Annotated in this window: 17 protein-coding genes; 11 read left to right on the top strand and 6 right to left on the bottom strand. The window is 69.6% G+C overall.

The window, feature by feature from the left end; translation table 11 throughout:
* The first annotated feature begins 86 nt into the window (after positions 1–86).
* The 6 genes from ACWEKR_RS05770 to ACWEKR_RS05745 all read left to right on the top strand — a co-directional run bounded on the left by ACWEKR_RS05770 (position 87) and on the right by ACWEKR_RS05745 (position 6,292).
* On the top strand, positions 87–2,852 hold the full coding sequence (locus ACWEKR_RS05770) for an ATP-binding protein (RefSeq protein WP_452353500.1): 2,766 nt from the start codon (positions 87–89) through the stop codon (positions 2,850–2,852).
* Positions 2,849–3,259, top strand: coding sequence for a roadblock/LC7 domain-containing protein (locus ACWEKR_RS05765; protein WP_159842902.1), 411 nt, complete (start codon positions 2,849–2,851; stop codon positions 3,257–3,259). Before ACWEKR_RS05770 ends, ACWEKR_RS05765 begins: the two co-directional genes overlap by 4 nt.
* Before the next feature lie 7 nt (positions 3,260–3,266).
* On the top strand, positions 3,267–3,638 hold the full coding sequence (locus ACWEKR_RS05760) for a DUF742 domain-containing protein (RefSeq protein WP_040782732.1): 372 nt from the start codon (positions 3,267–3,269) through the stop codon (positions 3,636–3,638).
* A gap of 100 nt (positions 3,639–3,738) precedes the next feature.
* Positions 3,739–4,296: a GTP-binding protein gene (locus ACWEKR_RS05755; protein WP_039801302.1), complete on the top strand. Its 558-nt coding sequence runs from the start codon at positions 3,739–3,741 to the stop codon at positions 4,294–4,296.
* Complete coding sequence (locus ACWEKR_RS05750) at positions 4,289–5,089, top strand: MHYT domain-containing protein (protein WP_195085527.1); 801 nt, start codon at positions 4,289–4,291, stop codon at positions 5,087–5,089. The genes ACWEKR_RS05755 and ACWEKR_RS05750 overlap by 8 nt, the downstream gene beginning before the upstream one ends.
* A 153-nt stretch (positions 5,090–5,242) precedes the next feature.
* A complete protein-coding gene (locus ACWEKR_RS05745; protein WP_452353499.1) occupies positions 5,243–6,292 on the top strand; it encodes a DUF1906 domain-containing protein in 1,050 nt (349 codons plus the stop codon).
* 455 nt (positions 6,293–6,747) lie between these two features.
* Here the strand turns inward: ACWEKR_RS05745 and rpmF are convergent, their stop codons facing one another.
* From rpmF to mrf, 3 genes are read right to left on the bottom strand one after another with little or no spacing between them, the layout of a single operon-like run.
* A complete protein-coding gene (gene rpmF / locus ACWEKR_RS05740; protein WP_195085529.1) occupies positions 6,748–6,921 on the bottom strand; it encodes a 50S ribosomal protein L32 in 174 nt (57 codons plus the stop codon).
* A gap of 1 nt (position 6,922) precedes the next feature.
* Positions 6,923–7,183 (bottom strand): type B 50S ribosomal protein L31, encoded by a 261-nt coding sequence (locus ACWEKR_RS05735; protein ID WP_452353498.1) that lies wholly within the window; start codon positions 7,181–7,183, stop codon positions 6,923–6,925.
* On the bottom strand, positions 7,180–8,532 hold the full coding sequence (gene mrf / locus ACWEKR_RS05730) for a ribosome hibernation factor-recruiting GTPase MRF (RefSeq protein ID WP_452353497.1): 1,353 nt from the start codon (positions 8,530–8,532) through the stop codon (positions 7,180–7,182). Before mrf ends, ACWEKR_RS05735 begins: the two co-directional genes overlap by 4 nt.
* 102 nt (positions 8,533–8,634) lie before the next feature.
* Here mrf and rpmB point away from each other — a divergent pair, with 102 nt between their 5' ends.
* The 4 genes from rpmB to rpsR are packed head-to-tail and all read left to right on the top strand — an operon-like array spanning position 8,635 to position 9,648.
* Positions 8,635–8,871: a 50S ribosomal protein L28 gene (gene rpmB / locus ACWEKR_RS05725; protein WP_043697994.1), complete on the top strand. Its 237-nt coding sequence runs from the start codon at positions 8,635–8,637 to the stop codon at positions 8,869–8,871.
* 10 nt (positions 8,872–8,881) lie between these two features.
* The gene (gene rpmG / locus ACWEKR_RS05720) at positions 8,882–9,052 is read left to right on the top strand and encodes a 50S ribosomal protein L33 (protein ID WP_019049259.1); all 171 of its coding nucleotides are present in this window, start codon (positions 8,882–8,884) and stop codon (positions 9,050–9,052) included.
* 1 nt (position 9,053) lies between these two features.
* A complete protein-coding gene (gene rpsN, locus ACWEKR_RS05715) occupies positions 9,054–9,359 on the top strand; it encodes a 30S ribosomal protein S14 (protein WP_452353496.1) in 306 nt (101 codons plus the stop codon).
* Between the two features lie 34 nt (positions 9,360–9,393).
* A complete protein-coding gene (rpsR, locus tag ACWEKR_RS05710) occupies positions 9,394–9,648 on the top strand; it encodes a 30S ribosomal protein S18 (RefSeq protein WP_011211513.1) in 255 nt (84 codons plus the stop codon).
* A gap of 82 nt (positions 9,649–9,730) precedes the next feature.
* Here the strand turns inward: rpsR and ACWEKR_RS05705 are convergent, their stop codons facing one another.
* Positions 9,731–10,315, bottom strand: coding sequence for a LysM peptidoglycan-binding domain-containing protein (locus ACWEKR_RS05705; RefSeq protein WP_452353495.1), 585 nt, complete (start codon positions 10,313–10,315; stop codon positions 9,731–9,733).
* A gap of 211 nt (positions 10,316–10,526) precedes the next feature.
* On the opposite strand from ACWEKR_RS05705, the gene ACWEKR_RS05700 reads away from it, so the two are divergent.
* Entirely contained in the window at positions 10,527–10,988 is a 462-nt protein-coding gene (locus ACWEKR_RS05700) for a hypothetical protein (protein WP_452353494.1), read from the top strand.
* A gap of 194 nt (positions 10,989–11,182) precedes the next feature.
* Here the strand turns inward: ACWEKR_RS05700 and purH are convergent, their stop codons facing one another.
* Positions 11,183–12,754, bottom strand: coding sequence for a bifunctional phosphoribosylaminoimidazolecarboxamide formyltransferase/IMP cyclohydrolase (gene purH, locus ACWEKR_RS05695; protein ID WP_452353493.1), 1,572 nt, complete (start codon positions 12,752–12,754; stop codon positions 11,183–11,185).
* The gene (gene purN, locus ACWEKR_RS05690; protein WP_195085770.1) at positions 12,751–13,407 is read right to left on the bottom strand and encodes a phosphoribosylglycinamide formyltransferase; all 657 of its coding nucleotides are present in this window, start codon (positions 13,405–13,407) and stop codon (positions 12,751–12,753) included. The genes purH and purN overlap by 4 nt, the downstream gene beginning before the upstream one ends.
* Positions 13,408–13,413: the final 6 nt, after the last annotated feature.

Here is a 13,413-nt window from a genome sequence, read left to right as displayed (position 1 = left end):
CTCTAGTTGGTTCTTTGCGGGTTGAATCAATACCGAACAGCCACGCGCGCCCGAGGTCACTGGTGAAGCGGAGGCGACGGAAGCGGATGGAAGCTGCACCGCGGTCCTGGCAATTCAGCCTGTCGAACTGGTCGGTCACCCGCAAGGTTGGCGTGGTGCTGGTGCTTCCGGTGCTGCTGGCCACCGTCTTCGCCGTGCTCCGCATCAACAACGAACTGCGCACCATGGCGCAGTTGGACGCGGCGACCGAACAAGCCATCATCATCCGGCCGATCGTCAAGTTCGGTTCGGCCACCGAGCAACTGGGCGTCATCGCGACCGCCACCTGGGGCAACACCGCGGACCCGCAGACCGACGCCGCGCTGACGAAGTTCGACCAGGCGCTGGCCGAGTTGGAAGCCGCCCTGCAGACCACCAAGGTCAGCGGCCGGGTCACCTCCGAACTCGCCTCGGCCATCGCCACCGGCACCACGATGCGCAACAGCCTGCGCAACGGCTCGCCCGCCATGGTCGGCGAACAGTCCGACGAGATCATGGTCCGCATCGGCAACGCGCTCGCGCTGTCGCCGTCGGTGGACGACCTGGTCATCCAGCGGTACTTCCTGCAGCTCGCGTCGGTGCAGACCGCCCGGCGCGTGCTCACCCAGCAGCGCATGCTGATCGGTTCGCCGGACGCGAGCCGCAACCCGAGCGTGCGGCCCCGCGTGCTGGTCGCCGCAGGCGCCGAGATCACGATGATCTACCAGTACGCGCAGATCCTGCCGGACTACGCGGGCAATATGCGCCCGCTGCTGGACGCGGTGCAGACCCGGCTGGGCACCTTCAGTCAGAACGTGGCCGACCCGGCGTCGAATCCGGCCGTCATCGACTCGCTGCTGGTCAGCTCGGACACCTACGAGAAGACCACCGCGCAGCTGATCGACACCATCGACAGCGCCCTCGCCGCCCGTACCACCGAAGCGCAGGCCGGTGCGCTGCGGGAGACGACGATCGTCATCGGCATGCTGCTCGCGGGCCTGGCCTTGGCCCTGTCGGTGGCGCGCACCCTGGTCGTCCCGGTCCGCCGCTTGCGGCGGGACGCACTGGAAGTGGCGCACATCAAGCTGCCCGACGAACTCGCCGTGGTGCGCGCGGGCGGCACCACCCCGGAGATCACCCCGGTCGCGGTGCACACCACCGACGAGATCGGCCAGCTGGCGCGCGCCGTGGACGAGATCCACGAACAGGCGCTGAACCTCGCCGCCGACCAGGCCCGCCTGCGCCTGCAGATCGGGAACATGTTCGAGACGCTGTCGCGCCGCAGCCAATCGCTGGTCGAACAGCAGCTGGCGCTGATCGAGGATCTCGAACACGACGAGGACGACACCGACCGGCTGCAGAGCCTGTTCCGCCTCGACCACCTGGCCACCCGCATGCGCCGCAACGGCGACAACCTGCTGGTGCTCGCCGGTACCGCGCTGCGCCGCGGGCAATTGCACCCCGTGCCGCTGTCGGACATGCTGTGGAGCGCGGTCTCCCAGGTCGAGGACTACCAGCGCGTCGAGATCGGCGCGGTGCCCGACGGCATCGTCGCGGGCGAGCCCGCCGTCGACATCGAGCATCTGCTCGCCGAGTTGATCGACAACGCGCTGCGTTACTCGCCGCCGACCACGCCGGTCACCGTGATGGTGTCGCGCGCCGTCGACGGCGGCTACCTTATCGAGATCACCGACCGCGGCCTCGGCATGTCCCTGGAAGACCTGCAGACCACCAACGACCGGCTGGCCTCCGGTGGTGAGGTCACCGTCGAGACCGCCCGCCGCATGGGCCTGTTCGTCGTCGGCCGCCTGGCCAAGCGCCACACCATCACGGTGAGCCTGCGCCGTACGTCGACGATGGCGCAGCAGCCGGGCATCACCGCCAGCGTGCACCTGCCCGGTGCGCTGGTCGCGCCGCCGATGGACGTCACCGATCCGGCGGGCAAGCCGCTCGACCTCACCGCCGAGCACCAGCTACCCTCACTCGCCACCCCGCCCACCGGTGCGCAGCCGCGCAACCTGGTTCCGGTCCCGAGTCTGCCGCAGCGCGACACCGCGCGCTTCGGCGTGACGAGTTCCGGCCTGCCGCAGCGCCGTCCGGCCATCCGTGTCGCCGACGCCCCGGACCAGCCCTCGGTCTCCACGCCGGTCGGCCGGTCGGTCAGCCCGGCGGACCAGCCTGCCACCCAGCCGTGGCCGGTGCTCGCCCCGCGCGCGGACGACCGCACCCCGACCGGCCCCTTCGCCCCGGTGACGCCCGCCACCGGCGAGCATGCCGTCGAGCGGGAGCAGCAGCCCGCGCGCGCCGATCTGTGGACCGAGGTCAAGGACGACGAGCCGGCCACCGGTCCCACGCCTGCCGTGCCGAGTCAGGCGCCCGCGCCGCCGACCACCGCGCGATCCGGTCTTCCGATCCGGAAGCCGGCCGCCCCCGCCGAACCACCGCAGGAGGCGGCGCCGGATCCCGCGACGGTGACCTCCTCCCGGCTGCAGCCGGTCGCCGGTTCCTCCCCCACCCCCATCTATCAGCGCATGGTCTCGGAATGGCTGGTCGAGCCCTCGACCTCGCAATCGCCGGAAAGCTCGTGGTCCTCGCCTGGTGACGCGGGATGGCTGGCCGCCGAAGACGCCAGCCATCCGACCACCACCGCGCGCACCGTCGGCGGGCTGCCGATTCGCAGGCCGGGCGCCCAGCTGGTGCCCGGCGGCCTGGCGCCGGCGGAGGACGCGGGCGCGCGCGATCCGGAAGAAATTCGCAACAATCTGACCAGGCATCTCAGTGGGGTCCGCAGCGGGCGGGCCAATGCGCAGTACAACGACGGAGGGCTTGCATGACCAACGCGAAAAACAGCACCACGGACGAGAATCTGAACTGGCTGGTCGCCCGCTTCACCCGAGATGTGCCCGGCGTGTCACACGCGGTGCTGGTGTCGGCGGACGGCCTGTTGCAGGCCACCAGTCCGCATCTGCCCAGCGACCGCGCCGAACAGCTCTCCGCCGTCACCGCCGGACTCGCCAGTCTGTCCATGGGCGCGGCCTCGCTGTTCGACGGCGGCAAGGTGATGCAATCGGTCGTGGAGATGCAGCGCGGCTACCTGCTGGTGATGAGCGTCGGCAACGGCTCGCATCTGGCCGTGCTGGCGAACAAGTCGCACGATATCGGCCGTATCGGTTACGAGATGGCGCTGCTGGTCGATCGGGTGGGTTCGGTGGTCACCGCGACCGCGCGCACCGCTGTTTGAGTGTGAGATGTCCAACCCATACGGCCCCGGACCACGACCGACGACACGTGTCCGGCCCTACGCCCTGACCTCGGGGCGCACCGAACCCGCGATCGACCTGCCGTTGGAGGCGGTCATCGAAACCTTGTCGTACACTGCACATCTCGACTGGCCGACCGGCGACATCCGCACCGAGATACTGCGACTCGGCACGCATCGGCTGTCGGTCGCGGAGATCGCGGCACATCTGGACCGGCCGCTCGGCATGGTCCGAGTGGTGATCGGCGACCTGGTCGTCGACGGCACCATGCGCGTGCATTCGACTTTGACCGAAGAGGCGAGCTATGACGAGCGACGTTCGTTGATGGAGAGGACATTGCGTGGACTCCGCGCCCTATAGGAATCTGGGGCCCAGTGGACATCCCGGGCCAAGTGGGAATCTCGGACCGGGAAGCGCCCCCGGGCCGGACGGCTTCGAGAATCGGGTCGCTTCGACGAAGATCGTCGTCGCGGGCGGCTTCGGCGCGGGCAAGACCACGTTTGTCGGCGCGGTATCGGAGATCGTTCCGCTGCGCACCGAGGCGATGGTGACCCGCTACTCCGACGGCATCGACGATCTCGCCGAGACGCCGGAGAAGGAGACCACCACGGTCGCCATGGACTTCGGCCGGATCATCCTGCCGGGCAACCTGGTGCTCTATCTGTTCGGCACCCCGGGTCAGCGCCGGTTCTGGTTCATGTGGGACGACCTGATCCGCGGCGCGATCGGCGCGGTCGTGCTGATCGACACCCGGCGGCTGGAGGACAGCTTCGCCGCGGTCGATTTCTTCGAGGCGCGCAAGCTGCCGTTCCTGATCGCGGTCAACCGCTTCCCGGACGCGCCGCGCTTTCCCATCGCGGAGCTGCGCGAAGCGCTCTCGGTGCGCGAGGGCGTGCCGATCGTGGACATCGACGCGCGCAACGCGATCGAGGTGCGCCAGGCGCTGGCCGCGGTCACCGAGTACGCGATCGCCCAGCTGAAGGCCAGTGAGCTGGAAGGAACCGCCCGCCATGCGTGAGGTCGCGGTGCTGGCCGCAGGCGGTGGGTCCGTCGACCAGTTCGCCCTCGGCTATTGGCTGGTCGCACTGTCGCTCGGCATCTCGGTGCTCGGTGCGGTGGTCGGCCTCGCCTGCATCGTGCACGGTGCGCGCTCGGTCCAGTTCCGGCTCGTGTGGTTGGTCTCGGCGGCGATCTCGCTCGGCGGTGTCGGGGTGTGGCTGGCCACGTCGGTGGCCATGCTCGGCCTGAAGGTGCCGGGTAGCGCGATGCGCTACGACCCGGGCCGGCTGGTCGCGGCCCTGGTGGTGTCCATCGTGGCCGTCTTCGCGGCGCTGCTGATCATCGGGCGCACACCGCGGCTCGCGCTGCTGTTGCCCGGCGGCGCGGTGCTTGGCCTCGGCATCGGCATCACGCATTACCTCGGTATCGGCTCGCTCGAGATCCAGGGATCGGTCGGCGTGACGGCCTGGCTGGCCGTCGTCTCCGCCGTGATCGGGGTGATCACCGCGACCGCGACGCTGTGGCTGTTCCAGACGATGCGCTTCCCGCTGGCCCGCGCGGCGACGGTGCTGCTGTTCGGCGTCGGGGTGTCCGCCACCTACTATTTGGCGCTGGCCGCGCTGCATTTCGACGTCGACCGGACGGCGAAGGTGCCCGGCGGCATGGAGTTGTTCGACTTCGTGTTCCCGATGTTCGTCATCGGGCTGCTGGTCCTGACCGTGCCGATCTCCGCGGTGCTGATCGCGCCGGATCGCCGCGAACTGGCCGCCCCGCCGAAGCCGCGACGGCCGAAGCTGGAGCCCGCTCGCTGATCCGAGCGCGCGGACTCCTTTCGCGGCTTCCGGTCCTGATTCGCGGCGCGCTACCGGGCTGTTCGGCCGTTTCTCGCTGATCCGTCCCCGGTCGACGGTCCGGATTCGGTGATGCCACGGATTCACCCGCCCGGCCCACTTACAGTGGAAGCCATGCGTTTCGGTCTCGACTACGCCGCAGGACGTCCGGGGGGCGCGGCGATTCGGGCGGCGGGGTACGACTTCGTGGTGCGGTATCTGTCCGATGGCGGCCCGAGCTTGCCCGGCAAGCTGCTCACCCCGGCCGAGGCGAACGATCTGCGGACGCATGGTGTCTCGATCGTCTCCAATTGGGAAACCACGGCGGCGCGGATGCTCGACGGCTACGGCGCCGGCATCGTGGACGCGCGCGCGGCCCTGGCCCAGGTGCTGCGCTGCGGCGGCCGGGTGGACCGGCCCATCTATTTCTCCGCGGATTTCGACGCCACCCAGCAGGATCAGTTGCGCATCAACGCCTATCTGGACGGTGCGGCGACCGTGCTCGGCCGCGCGAATGTCGGCATCTACGGCGGGTACTGGTCGGTCAGCCGCGCGCTGGACGCCGGATACGCGACGTGGGCTTGGCAGACCGACGCCTGGTCCGGCACGAATGTGGAGAGCAGGCGGGCCATTCATCAGACGCGGCGTCAGGTGATCGTCGGCGGCGTGCGCTGTGACGTGAACGAGGCCGAGACGATCGATTTCGGCCAATGGGATTTCGTCGAACGGGAGGATCCGGACGTGACGCCGGAACAAGAGGCAGTGCTGCGCGACATCCAGATCCAGTTGCGCGGGCCCGAGTTGGCGGGCTGGCCGCAGCTGGGCGCCGACGCCGACGGCCGGAATCGGACGCTGGTGGACGGATTGGCCGCCGCGCTTGCCCGAATCGCCGCACTCGAGCACGAATCCGCTGAGTTGCGAACGCAAGTCGGCGAATTGCGTACCGAGATCAGCGAACTGGAGGCGACGACGGCCGAGTTGACCGAACAGGTGCAGCGCTGGAACGGGCGGCACTGGCCGTGGCCGCTGTCGCTGATCGAGGGCCCCGCGGCGCTGGTCGGCGAACAACTGGCGCGGCTCGAGGCGCTGCTGCCGGACCTTCCCGGACTGCCGGGGCACGACGGTGACACGCGCCGGACACCGGGCGGCGAGGACGGGCCTGCGGCGCTGACCTCGAAGAATTGAGACGCGCACCGGCACAACGACCGGCTCCGCGCGGTGGCGGGGGAAGCGTCTCGCCAGAGAGCGGAAGCCGACGAGAAAGGGCCCGAAATTGGCGATGGACGGGTTCTCTTGGAAACCAAGAGAACCCGCCCTCGACGACGAGGGTACCGGCATCCGGCCGCGAGCGCACCATTTTCGGCGAACTTTTCAGCGGCCAAAAACCTACCGCCCATCCGGATTTCACCGCCTGGCTACTCGATCGCAATCGACCAACACGCAATAGTGCGACGTGATGCAGGACACAACGGTAGCTGACAAATAGCTACACGCCTCCTGGCTGCCTGGAAAATTTTCACCAGAAGACGCCGAAGTGCCCTTTTCCGGGCGATCGACCAGCATCCGGATCGCCCGCAGCCCCCGGTAGCACCACCCGAGCAATCACGGAGTCGGCACGACTCCGCTCGCGACCTCGGCGCTCAGAGTTTCTCGAGGTCGATCAGGCCGCGTCGCACGGCCGCCACCAATCGGCGCGGCACCCGACGCACGACGCCCCCGACGGTCACCGGCACCAAGTCCACCGGCGCCGCCTTCCAATTCGACCGGCGGCTACGGGTATTGGACCGCGACATCTTCCGCTTCGGTACCGCCATCTCAGGATTCCTTTCGCGCGCGCTTGCCGTACTTGCGTTCGAACTTCTCCACGCGGCCCTGGGTGTCCAGCACGCGCTGCGCCCCGGTCCAGAACGGGTGCGAGTCCGCGGTGACGTCCACCGTCAGCAACGGGTAGGTGTTGCCGTCGCTCCACTCCACCGTGCGGGCGCTGGTGGCCGTGGACCGGGTGAGGAACCGCTTGCCGGTGCTCACGTCCTCGAAGACCACCGGGTGGTACTCCGGATGAATACCCTTCTTCACTTCGTCTCTCCTCTCGGGCTTTTCGCTTCCTGCGCGGGTTGTCCCGCCTCCTCGTCGGCCGCGCACGGGTCGGCGTGCCATTCACCGAACGGGTCCTCCCAGAGGGCGACCCGCTCGGGGGCGCGTTCGACCAAGCGCAACTCGTCGTCCTCCACCAGCGCCCAGTGCAGCGCCTCGCGGATCTCCGCCGGATCGGCGTCGTGCACCAGGATCGACAGCGAGATGTCCCGGTCCCCGAACCGCTCGTCCCAGCGCAGGGCGGCCATCGCGCGCCGCTCCGGGTCCGCGGCGGACAGTTCCGCTTCCGGCATCGCGGCCAGCCAGCGCCCCGCGCCGCCCACCCGCAGGCCACCACCGGCGGATTCGAGCCACACCACCTCGTCGGGCTGGGTGGCCAGCCACACCCGGCCGCGCGCGGTCACGACGCCATCCAGCAACACGTCGAGCGCCTCGTGCAGGCGGGCGGGATGGAACGGCCGCGCCGCGGCGAACTCCACGAGTTCCACGCCGTAATCACTGGTCAAGGGTGGCCGACCGCGCAGCAGCGGTGCGTGCGCGTCGAACACGCGGCCGCGTCGCGAATCCGTGGGCACGCGGGTGATCAGCGTTTCCACCAGGGCGGGTGTGATCGAGTTCGGTTCCGCCACCCAGGCGACGGGCGCGCCGGGGACCAGCCTGGCCAGTACGGCCGCGAGCTTGCCGCGCTCGGCCGCCACCTCGCCGAGTAGCGCGCTGTGCGCGGTAGCAGCGCCGAGGGCGATCACGGCGTCGGCGAAATCGACCTGCCCGACCGCGACCTGCGCCACCGTGCGGTCATCGTCGGCGGCGGCGAGACCCCGTTCGGCGAGCGTCTCGTCCCCGGTCGCGTCGGCGAGCCAGGCGTCGGCGTCCAGGCAGGTCAGCACCGCCTCCACCCGCACATCACGCCCAGCGGGGCCGTCCACGCGGCCGTGCACACCGGCGACCACGACCTGCTCGACGGCTTGGCACACCGCTTCCGCCTCGAACGCCGGGTCCAGCGCGAGCACGATGCGGTCCACCGAGTCCCGCCGGGAGAGGGTGCACAGCAGCGGAAGCAGGTCCGTCCGCAGGGTGCAGGAGACGCAGCCGTGTGCGAGCTCCAGCACGGCCGAAGTCTCCCGGGTGGCGGTGCGCACCGTGCGGTGCACAATGCCTTCCCGCAGCTGGGTCAGATCGTGGCGGACCACGACGGTACCCGGCGCCATGCTCAGCACCGCGGCCGCGCGATCCACGCCCGCCGCGGCGAGTCCGGCGAAACCGGTGAGCACCACCACGGGCGTTCTGCGGTCGGACTCGGGTGGGACCAGGGTGGAATCTGCCGCAGCCACCGGCAACCCCTTTCGGTAACGATTTTCATTTGCTGTCACGTCACGGTACATTGCCGGGCAAGCATTGTCGAAAACGATTGTCATCTACTGGAGGGAGTCCGGATGTCGGCCCATTGCCAGGTCACCGGGCGCAAGCCCGGATTCGGCAAGTCCGTGTCGCACTCGCACAAGCGGACCAGCCGCCGCTGGAACCCGAACGTCCAGCGCAAGACCTACTACCTGCCCAGCGAAGGCCGGCGTGTCACGCTGACCGTCTCCGCCAAGGGCATCAAGACCATCGACCGGGACGGGATCGAGGCCGTGGTGGCCCGGATCCGGGCACGCGGCGACAAGATCTGAGGAGCGACCCATGGCGTCGAAATCGACCGACATCCGCCCGATCGTGAAGCTGAAGTCCACGGCGGGCACCGGGTACACCTACGTGACCCGCAAGAATCGCCGCAACGATCCGGACCGGCTCGTGCTGCGCAAGTACGATCCGGTGGTGCGCAAGCACGTCGACTTCCGCGAGGAGCGCTGACATGGCCAAGAAGTCGAAGATCGCCCGCGATCAGCAGCGCAGGGTGATCGTGGCGCGCTACGCCGCACGCCGCGCCGAGCTGAAGGAGCTCATCCGGAAGCCGGGCACACCGGAGCCCGAACGCGCGGCCGCCGAGGCCGAACTGCGGCGGCAGCCGCGCGACGCCAGTCCGGTACGATTGCGCAATCGGGACGCCGCCGACGGACGACCGCGCGGTCATCTCCGGAAGTTCGGACTTTCCCGTGTGCGTGTGCGCGAGATGGCCCACCGGGGCGAGTTGCCCGGTGTGCACAAATCGAGCTGGTAGACAACCACTGATCTCGTGAGAAGGAACTCGTCATATGGCAGTAAAGCGAGCACCGTCGAAGAAGGTTCGCGCCGAGCAGGCCCGCCGTCCGAAGAAGAACCCGCTCATCGCCGCCGGCATCGAGACGGTCGACTACAAAGACGTGAACCTGCTGCGTACGTTCATCTCCGATCGCGGCAAGATCCGCAGCCGCCGGGTCACCGGGCTCACCCCGCAGCAGCAGCGTCAGGTCGCTGTAGCGGTGAAGAACGCCCGTGAGATGGCGCTGCTGCCGTTCACCAGCCGGTAGGCGCACTCCGCCCACGAGCGAGCCGACAAAGACCCCCGATGCGCCCGCACCGGGGGTCTTCGTCGTCGCTACCGAATCCGGCTCACGGGATGGTCAGCACCTGGCCGGGGTTGATCGCGTCCGGGTCGGGAATGCCGCTGGCGTCCGCGATCTCCTGGTAGCGGTTGCCGTCGCCGTAGAAGCGCTCGGCGATCGCCCACAGGGTGTCACCCGGCTCGACGGTGTAGATGCGCGGTTCGGGGGCGGGCGGCGGAGGCGGCACCTCCTCCGCGGCCGGGGCCGCGACCTGCTCGTGCACCGGTTCCGCCGCCGGCTCCGGGGCGGGCAGCGGAGTGTCGGTGTGGGTGCCGGAGGCCCACAGCGCGCCGCCGTCGGCGCCGTACAGCACCACATTGCGATCGGCCTGTACGACCAGCCGCTCGGCCGCCTGACCGTTGGTCTCGGTCGCCCAGGCGGCGCCGTCGCTCTTGTAGAGCACGAAGTTGCCGTCGTCCTGCAGCACGGCTCGCTCCACACCCTGATCGTGCGTCTGGGTGGCCCACACTACATTCCCGCCCGGCTCGGACAGCACTAGATTGCCGTCGTCCTGCAGGGTGAGGGTGTAAGCCCTGCCCTGGAGGGATTGACCCCGCCCGAGTTCTTCCCCTACGCGCAGCGTGTCGGCCACGATACTTCCTTTCCGAAAGAGCTGGTAGAGCATCCGACATGATGAGCGCCGCAACAGCTCTGGCGCACATCCCCGCAGAACTTACTGCCCGCGAATGCTTTTCGGAGCCATTACGCGCACGGTTCGCGGAACGTTCACTGTGTGGTTCGTCCCAGGCGCGACGCTCCCGCCGTGGCGATACCCGAACCAGCGTCCGGACTAGGGTGTCGGTATGGATCGGATCCAGGCCGGACGCGCCGCCACAGCTGTCGCCGTAGTGCTCGCCTGTCTCGCCACCGCGGGTTGCGGCGGCTCGGACGACGAGGCGAACCCGCCGAGCACGAGCGCGACCCCGAGCGCGGCGCCGCGCACGCCGACCGAGGATCCGCGCGGGAACCAGGGCAACGAGTTCACCGCCGATCCGACCATCGTGGGTGCGCATCCGATCCCGTTCCAATCGTGGACTCGATTGGGCGACAACAAGATCGCGGTGAACTTCGAGACCGGCTCGCCGGAGTGCTACGGCGTGGACGCCACGGTCACCGAGACCGCGTCGACGGTCACCGTCGAACTGCGCTCGGGCAGCCGCGCCGAGGCGGTCGGCCGGATGTGCACCATGATCGCGGTGTTCGGCACCTTGGCGGTGCCGCTGAAAGAACCGCTCGGCAACCGCACCGTGCTCAGCGCCGCCTAGGACGCCAGAGGGCTCCGTACCGGCACGGATCCGCTTTCGCCGTCCTCGCACCGAAGCAGGTAGCTACCCGGTTACCACACTGCACCACAACGGGGTTCACGTTCCATCGGGCAATACGCGTCCCCACTCTGTCCGCAGGAACGGAAACGCCGCGCCGGACTTCGATCCGACGCGGCGTTGCAGCACTACCGATCTCAGTGGGCGAAGTGACGGGCCCCGGTGAGATAGAGGGTGACGCCTGCCTCCCGCGCGACGTCGATCGTCTCCCGGTCGCGAACCGAGCCGCCGGGCTGGACGATCGCGCGCACACCGGCCTGGATCAAGGTTTGCGGACCGTCCGGGAAGGGGAAGTAGGCGTCCGAGGCCGCCACCGAACCTTTGGCGCGGTCTCCCGCCCGCTGGACCGCCAGGCCGACCGCGTCCACGCGGTTGACCTGCCCCATGCCGACCCCGACCGAAGCGCCGTCGTGCGCGAGCAGAATCGCGTTGGACTTCACGGCCCGGCAAGCGCGCCAGGCGAAGGCCAGATCGGCGAGCGTCTCCGCGTCGGCGGGCTCGCCCGCGGCCAGCGTCCAGTGCGCCGGGTCGTCGCCCGGCGCGTCCAGCACGTCACGCTGTTGCAGCAGCGCCCCGCCGCTGATCGGGCGCAGTTCGGCGCCCGCGCGCACCGGCGCCTCGGCGACGAGGATGCGCACGTTCTTCTTGCGCTGCAACACCTCCACCGCGCCGTCGGCGTAGGACGGCGCGACGATCACCTCGGTGAAGATCTCGGCGACCTGTTCGGCCAGCTCCACGGTGACCTCGCGATTCGCCGCGATCACCCCGCCGTACGCGCTCACCGGGTCGCAGGCGTGCGCCTTGCGGTGCGCCTCGGCGATATCGCCCCCGAGCGCGATGCCGCACGGGTTGGCGTGCTTGATGATCGCGACGGCCGGGGCCTCGTGGTCATAGGCCGCGCGCCAGGCCGCGTCGGCGTCGACGTAGTTGTTGTACGACATCTCCTTGCCGTGCAATTGCCGCGCCTGCGCCAGACCCGGGCTGCCGTCGGCGTTGGCGTACAGGGCGGCGGACTGATGCGGGTTCTCGCCGTAGCGCAGCACCGCCGACCGCTCCCAGGTGCCGCCGAGCCATCCGGGGAACCGGGTCTCCGTGTCCTCCGCCGCGTCACCGGCGCCGAGCACGTTGGTCATCCAGCTCGCGACCGCCACGTCGTAACTCGCGGTGTGCTGGAACGCCTTGGCCGCCAACGCCGTACGCTCGGCCAGCGTGAAGCCGCCGGATTTCACCGCGGCGAGCACGTCGTCGTAGTCGCCGCTGTCGACGACCACCGCCACCGACGGGTGGTTCTTCGCCGCGGCGCGCACCATGGAGGGCCCGCCGATATCGATCTGCTCCACGCACTCGTCGGGGGTCGCCCCGCTCGCCACGGTCTGCGTGAACGGGTAGAGGTTGACCACCACCAGCTGGAACGCCTCGACGCCGAGTTCGACGAGCTGGTCGACGTGCTCCTGCTTGCGCGAGTCCGCCAGGATGCCCGCGTGCACCCGGGGATGCAGCGTCTTGACCCGGCCGTCGAGCGTCTCCGGGAACCCGGTCAGGTCCTCGACCTTGGTCACCGGGATGCCCGCGTCCGCGATCCGGCCCGCGGTCGACCCGGTCGAGACCAACTCGATGCCCGCGGCGTGCAGACCGGTCGCGAGCTCCACCAGCCCCGTCTTGTCGTAGACGCTCACCAGCGCCCTGCTGATCGGCTTGCGTTCACTCACCGGAGAACTCGCTCATCTGGGATAACTGCCTTTCGTCCGTCGGAGACAATGCCTCGCGTCGCGACGGCGGCGACGACCTCCGCCAGCAACCGTCGCTCGACAACCTTGATGCGCTCGTGCAGGGCGGCCTCGTCGTCACCCGGCAACACCGTCACCGCCTCCTGCGCGAGGATCGGCCCGGTGTCCACGCCCTCGTCGACCAGGTGCACGGTGCAGCCGGTGACCCGCGCGCCATAGGCGAGCGCGTCACGCACACCATGCGCGCCGGGGAAGGCGGGGAGCAGGGCGGGATGGGTGTTGATGATGCGCCCGCCGAAACGGTCCAGGAAAGCGGGGCCGAGCAATCGCATGAAACCCGCCGACACCACCAGATCCGGGTTGTGCGCGCCGACCGCTTCGGTCAGCTCGGCGTCCCAGGCGGCGCGGTCGGGGAAGTCCTTCACCGACACCCGGAAATGCGGCACGCCCGCGGCGTCGGCGTGTGTGGTGGCCGCGCAGAGCCGGTCGACACCCACGGCGACGACCTTCGCCGGGTAACCGGGCGCGGCCGTGGCGTCCAGCAGGGCGCGCAGCAGCGAGCCGGTGCCCGACGCCAGCGCGACGACGGCGGCCGGCGTAGCTGCGGGCTTCCACGAGGCGTGCGAGGGCGTCAGCGCTCT

This window comes from Nocardia sp. NPDC004573 (genome assembly GCF_053602135.1).
The sequence above is the reverse complement of the archived record's forward strand: the minus strand, read 5'-3'. Positions and strand labels throughout refer to the sequence as shown.

Coding starts and splice junctions, on each gene's coding strand:
- rpmF (WP_195085529.1), bottom strand. CDS start 6,921: ATGGCGGTACCGAAGCGGAAGATGTCGCGGTCCAATACCCGTAGCCGC.
- ACWEKR_RS05760 (WP_040782732.1), top strand. CDS start 3,267: ATGTCCAACCCATACGGCCCCGGACCACGACCGACGACACGTGTCCGG.
- ACWEKR_RS05700 (WP_452353494.1), top strand. CDS start 10,527: ATGGATCGGATCCAGGCCGGACGCGCCGCCACAGCTGTCGCCGTAGTG.
- ACWEKR_RS05765 (WP_159842902.1), top strand. CDS start 2,849: ATGACCAACGCGAAAAACAGCACCACGGACGAGAATCTGAACTGGCTG.
- ACWEKR_RS05750 (WP_195085527.1), top strand. CDS start 4,289: ATGCGTGAGGTCGCGGTGCTGGCCGCAGGCGGTGGGTCCGTCGACCAG.
- ACWEKR_RS05770 (WP_452353500.1), top strand. CDS start 87: ATGGAAGCTGCACCGCGGTCCTGGCAATTCAGCCTGTCGAACTGGTCG.
- rpsR (WP_011211513.1), top strand. CDS start 9,394: ATGGCAGTAAAGCGAGCACCGTCGAAGAAGGTTCGCGCCGAGCAGGCC.
- rpmB (WP_043697994.1), top strand. CDS start 8,635: ATGTCGGCCCATTGCCAGGTCACCGGGCGCAAGCCCGGATTCGGCAAG.
- ACWEKR_RS05745 (WP_452353499.1), top strand. CDS start 5,243: ATGCGTTTCGGTCTCGACTACGCCGCAGGACGTCCGGGGGGCGCGGCG.
- rpmG (WP_019049259.1), top strand. CDS start 8,882: ATGGCGTCGAAATCGACCGACATCCGCCCGATCGTGAAGCTGAAGTCC.
- rpsN (WP_452353496.1), top strand. CDS start 9,054: ATGGCCAAGAAGTCGAAGATCGCCCGCGATCAGCAGCGCAGGGTGATC.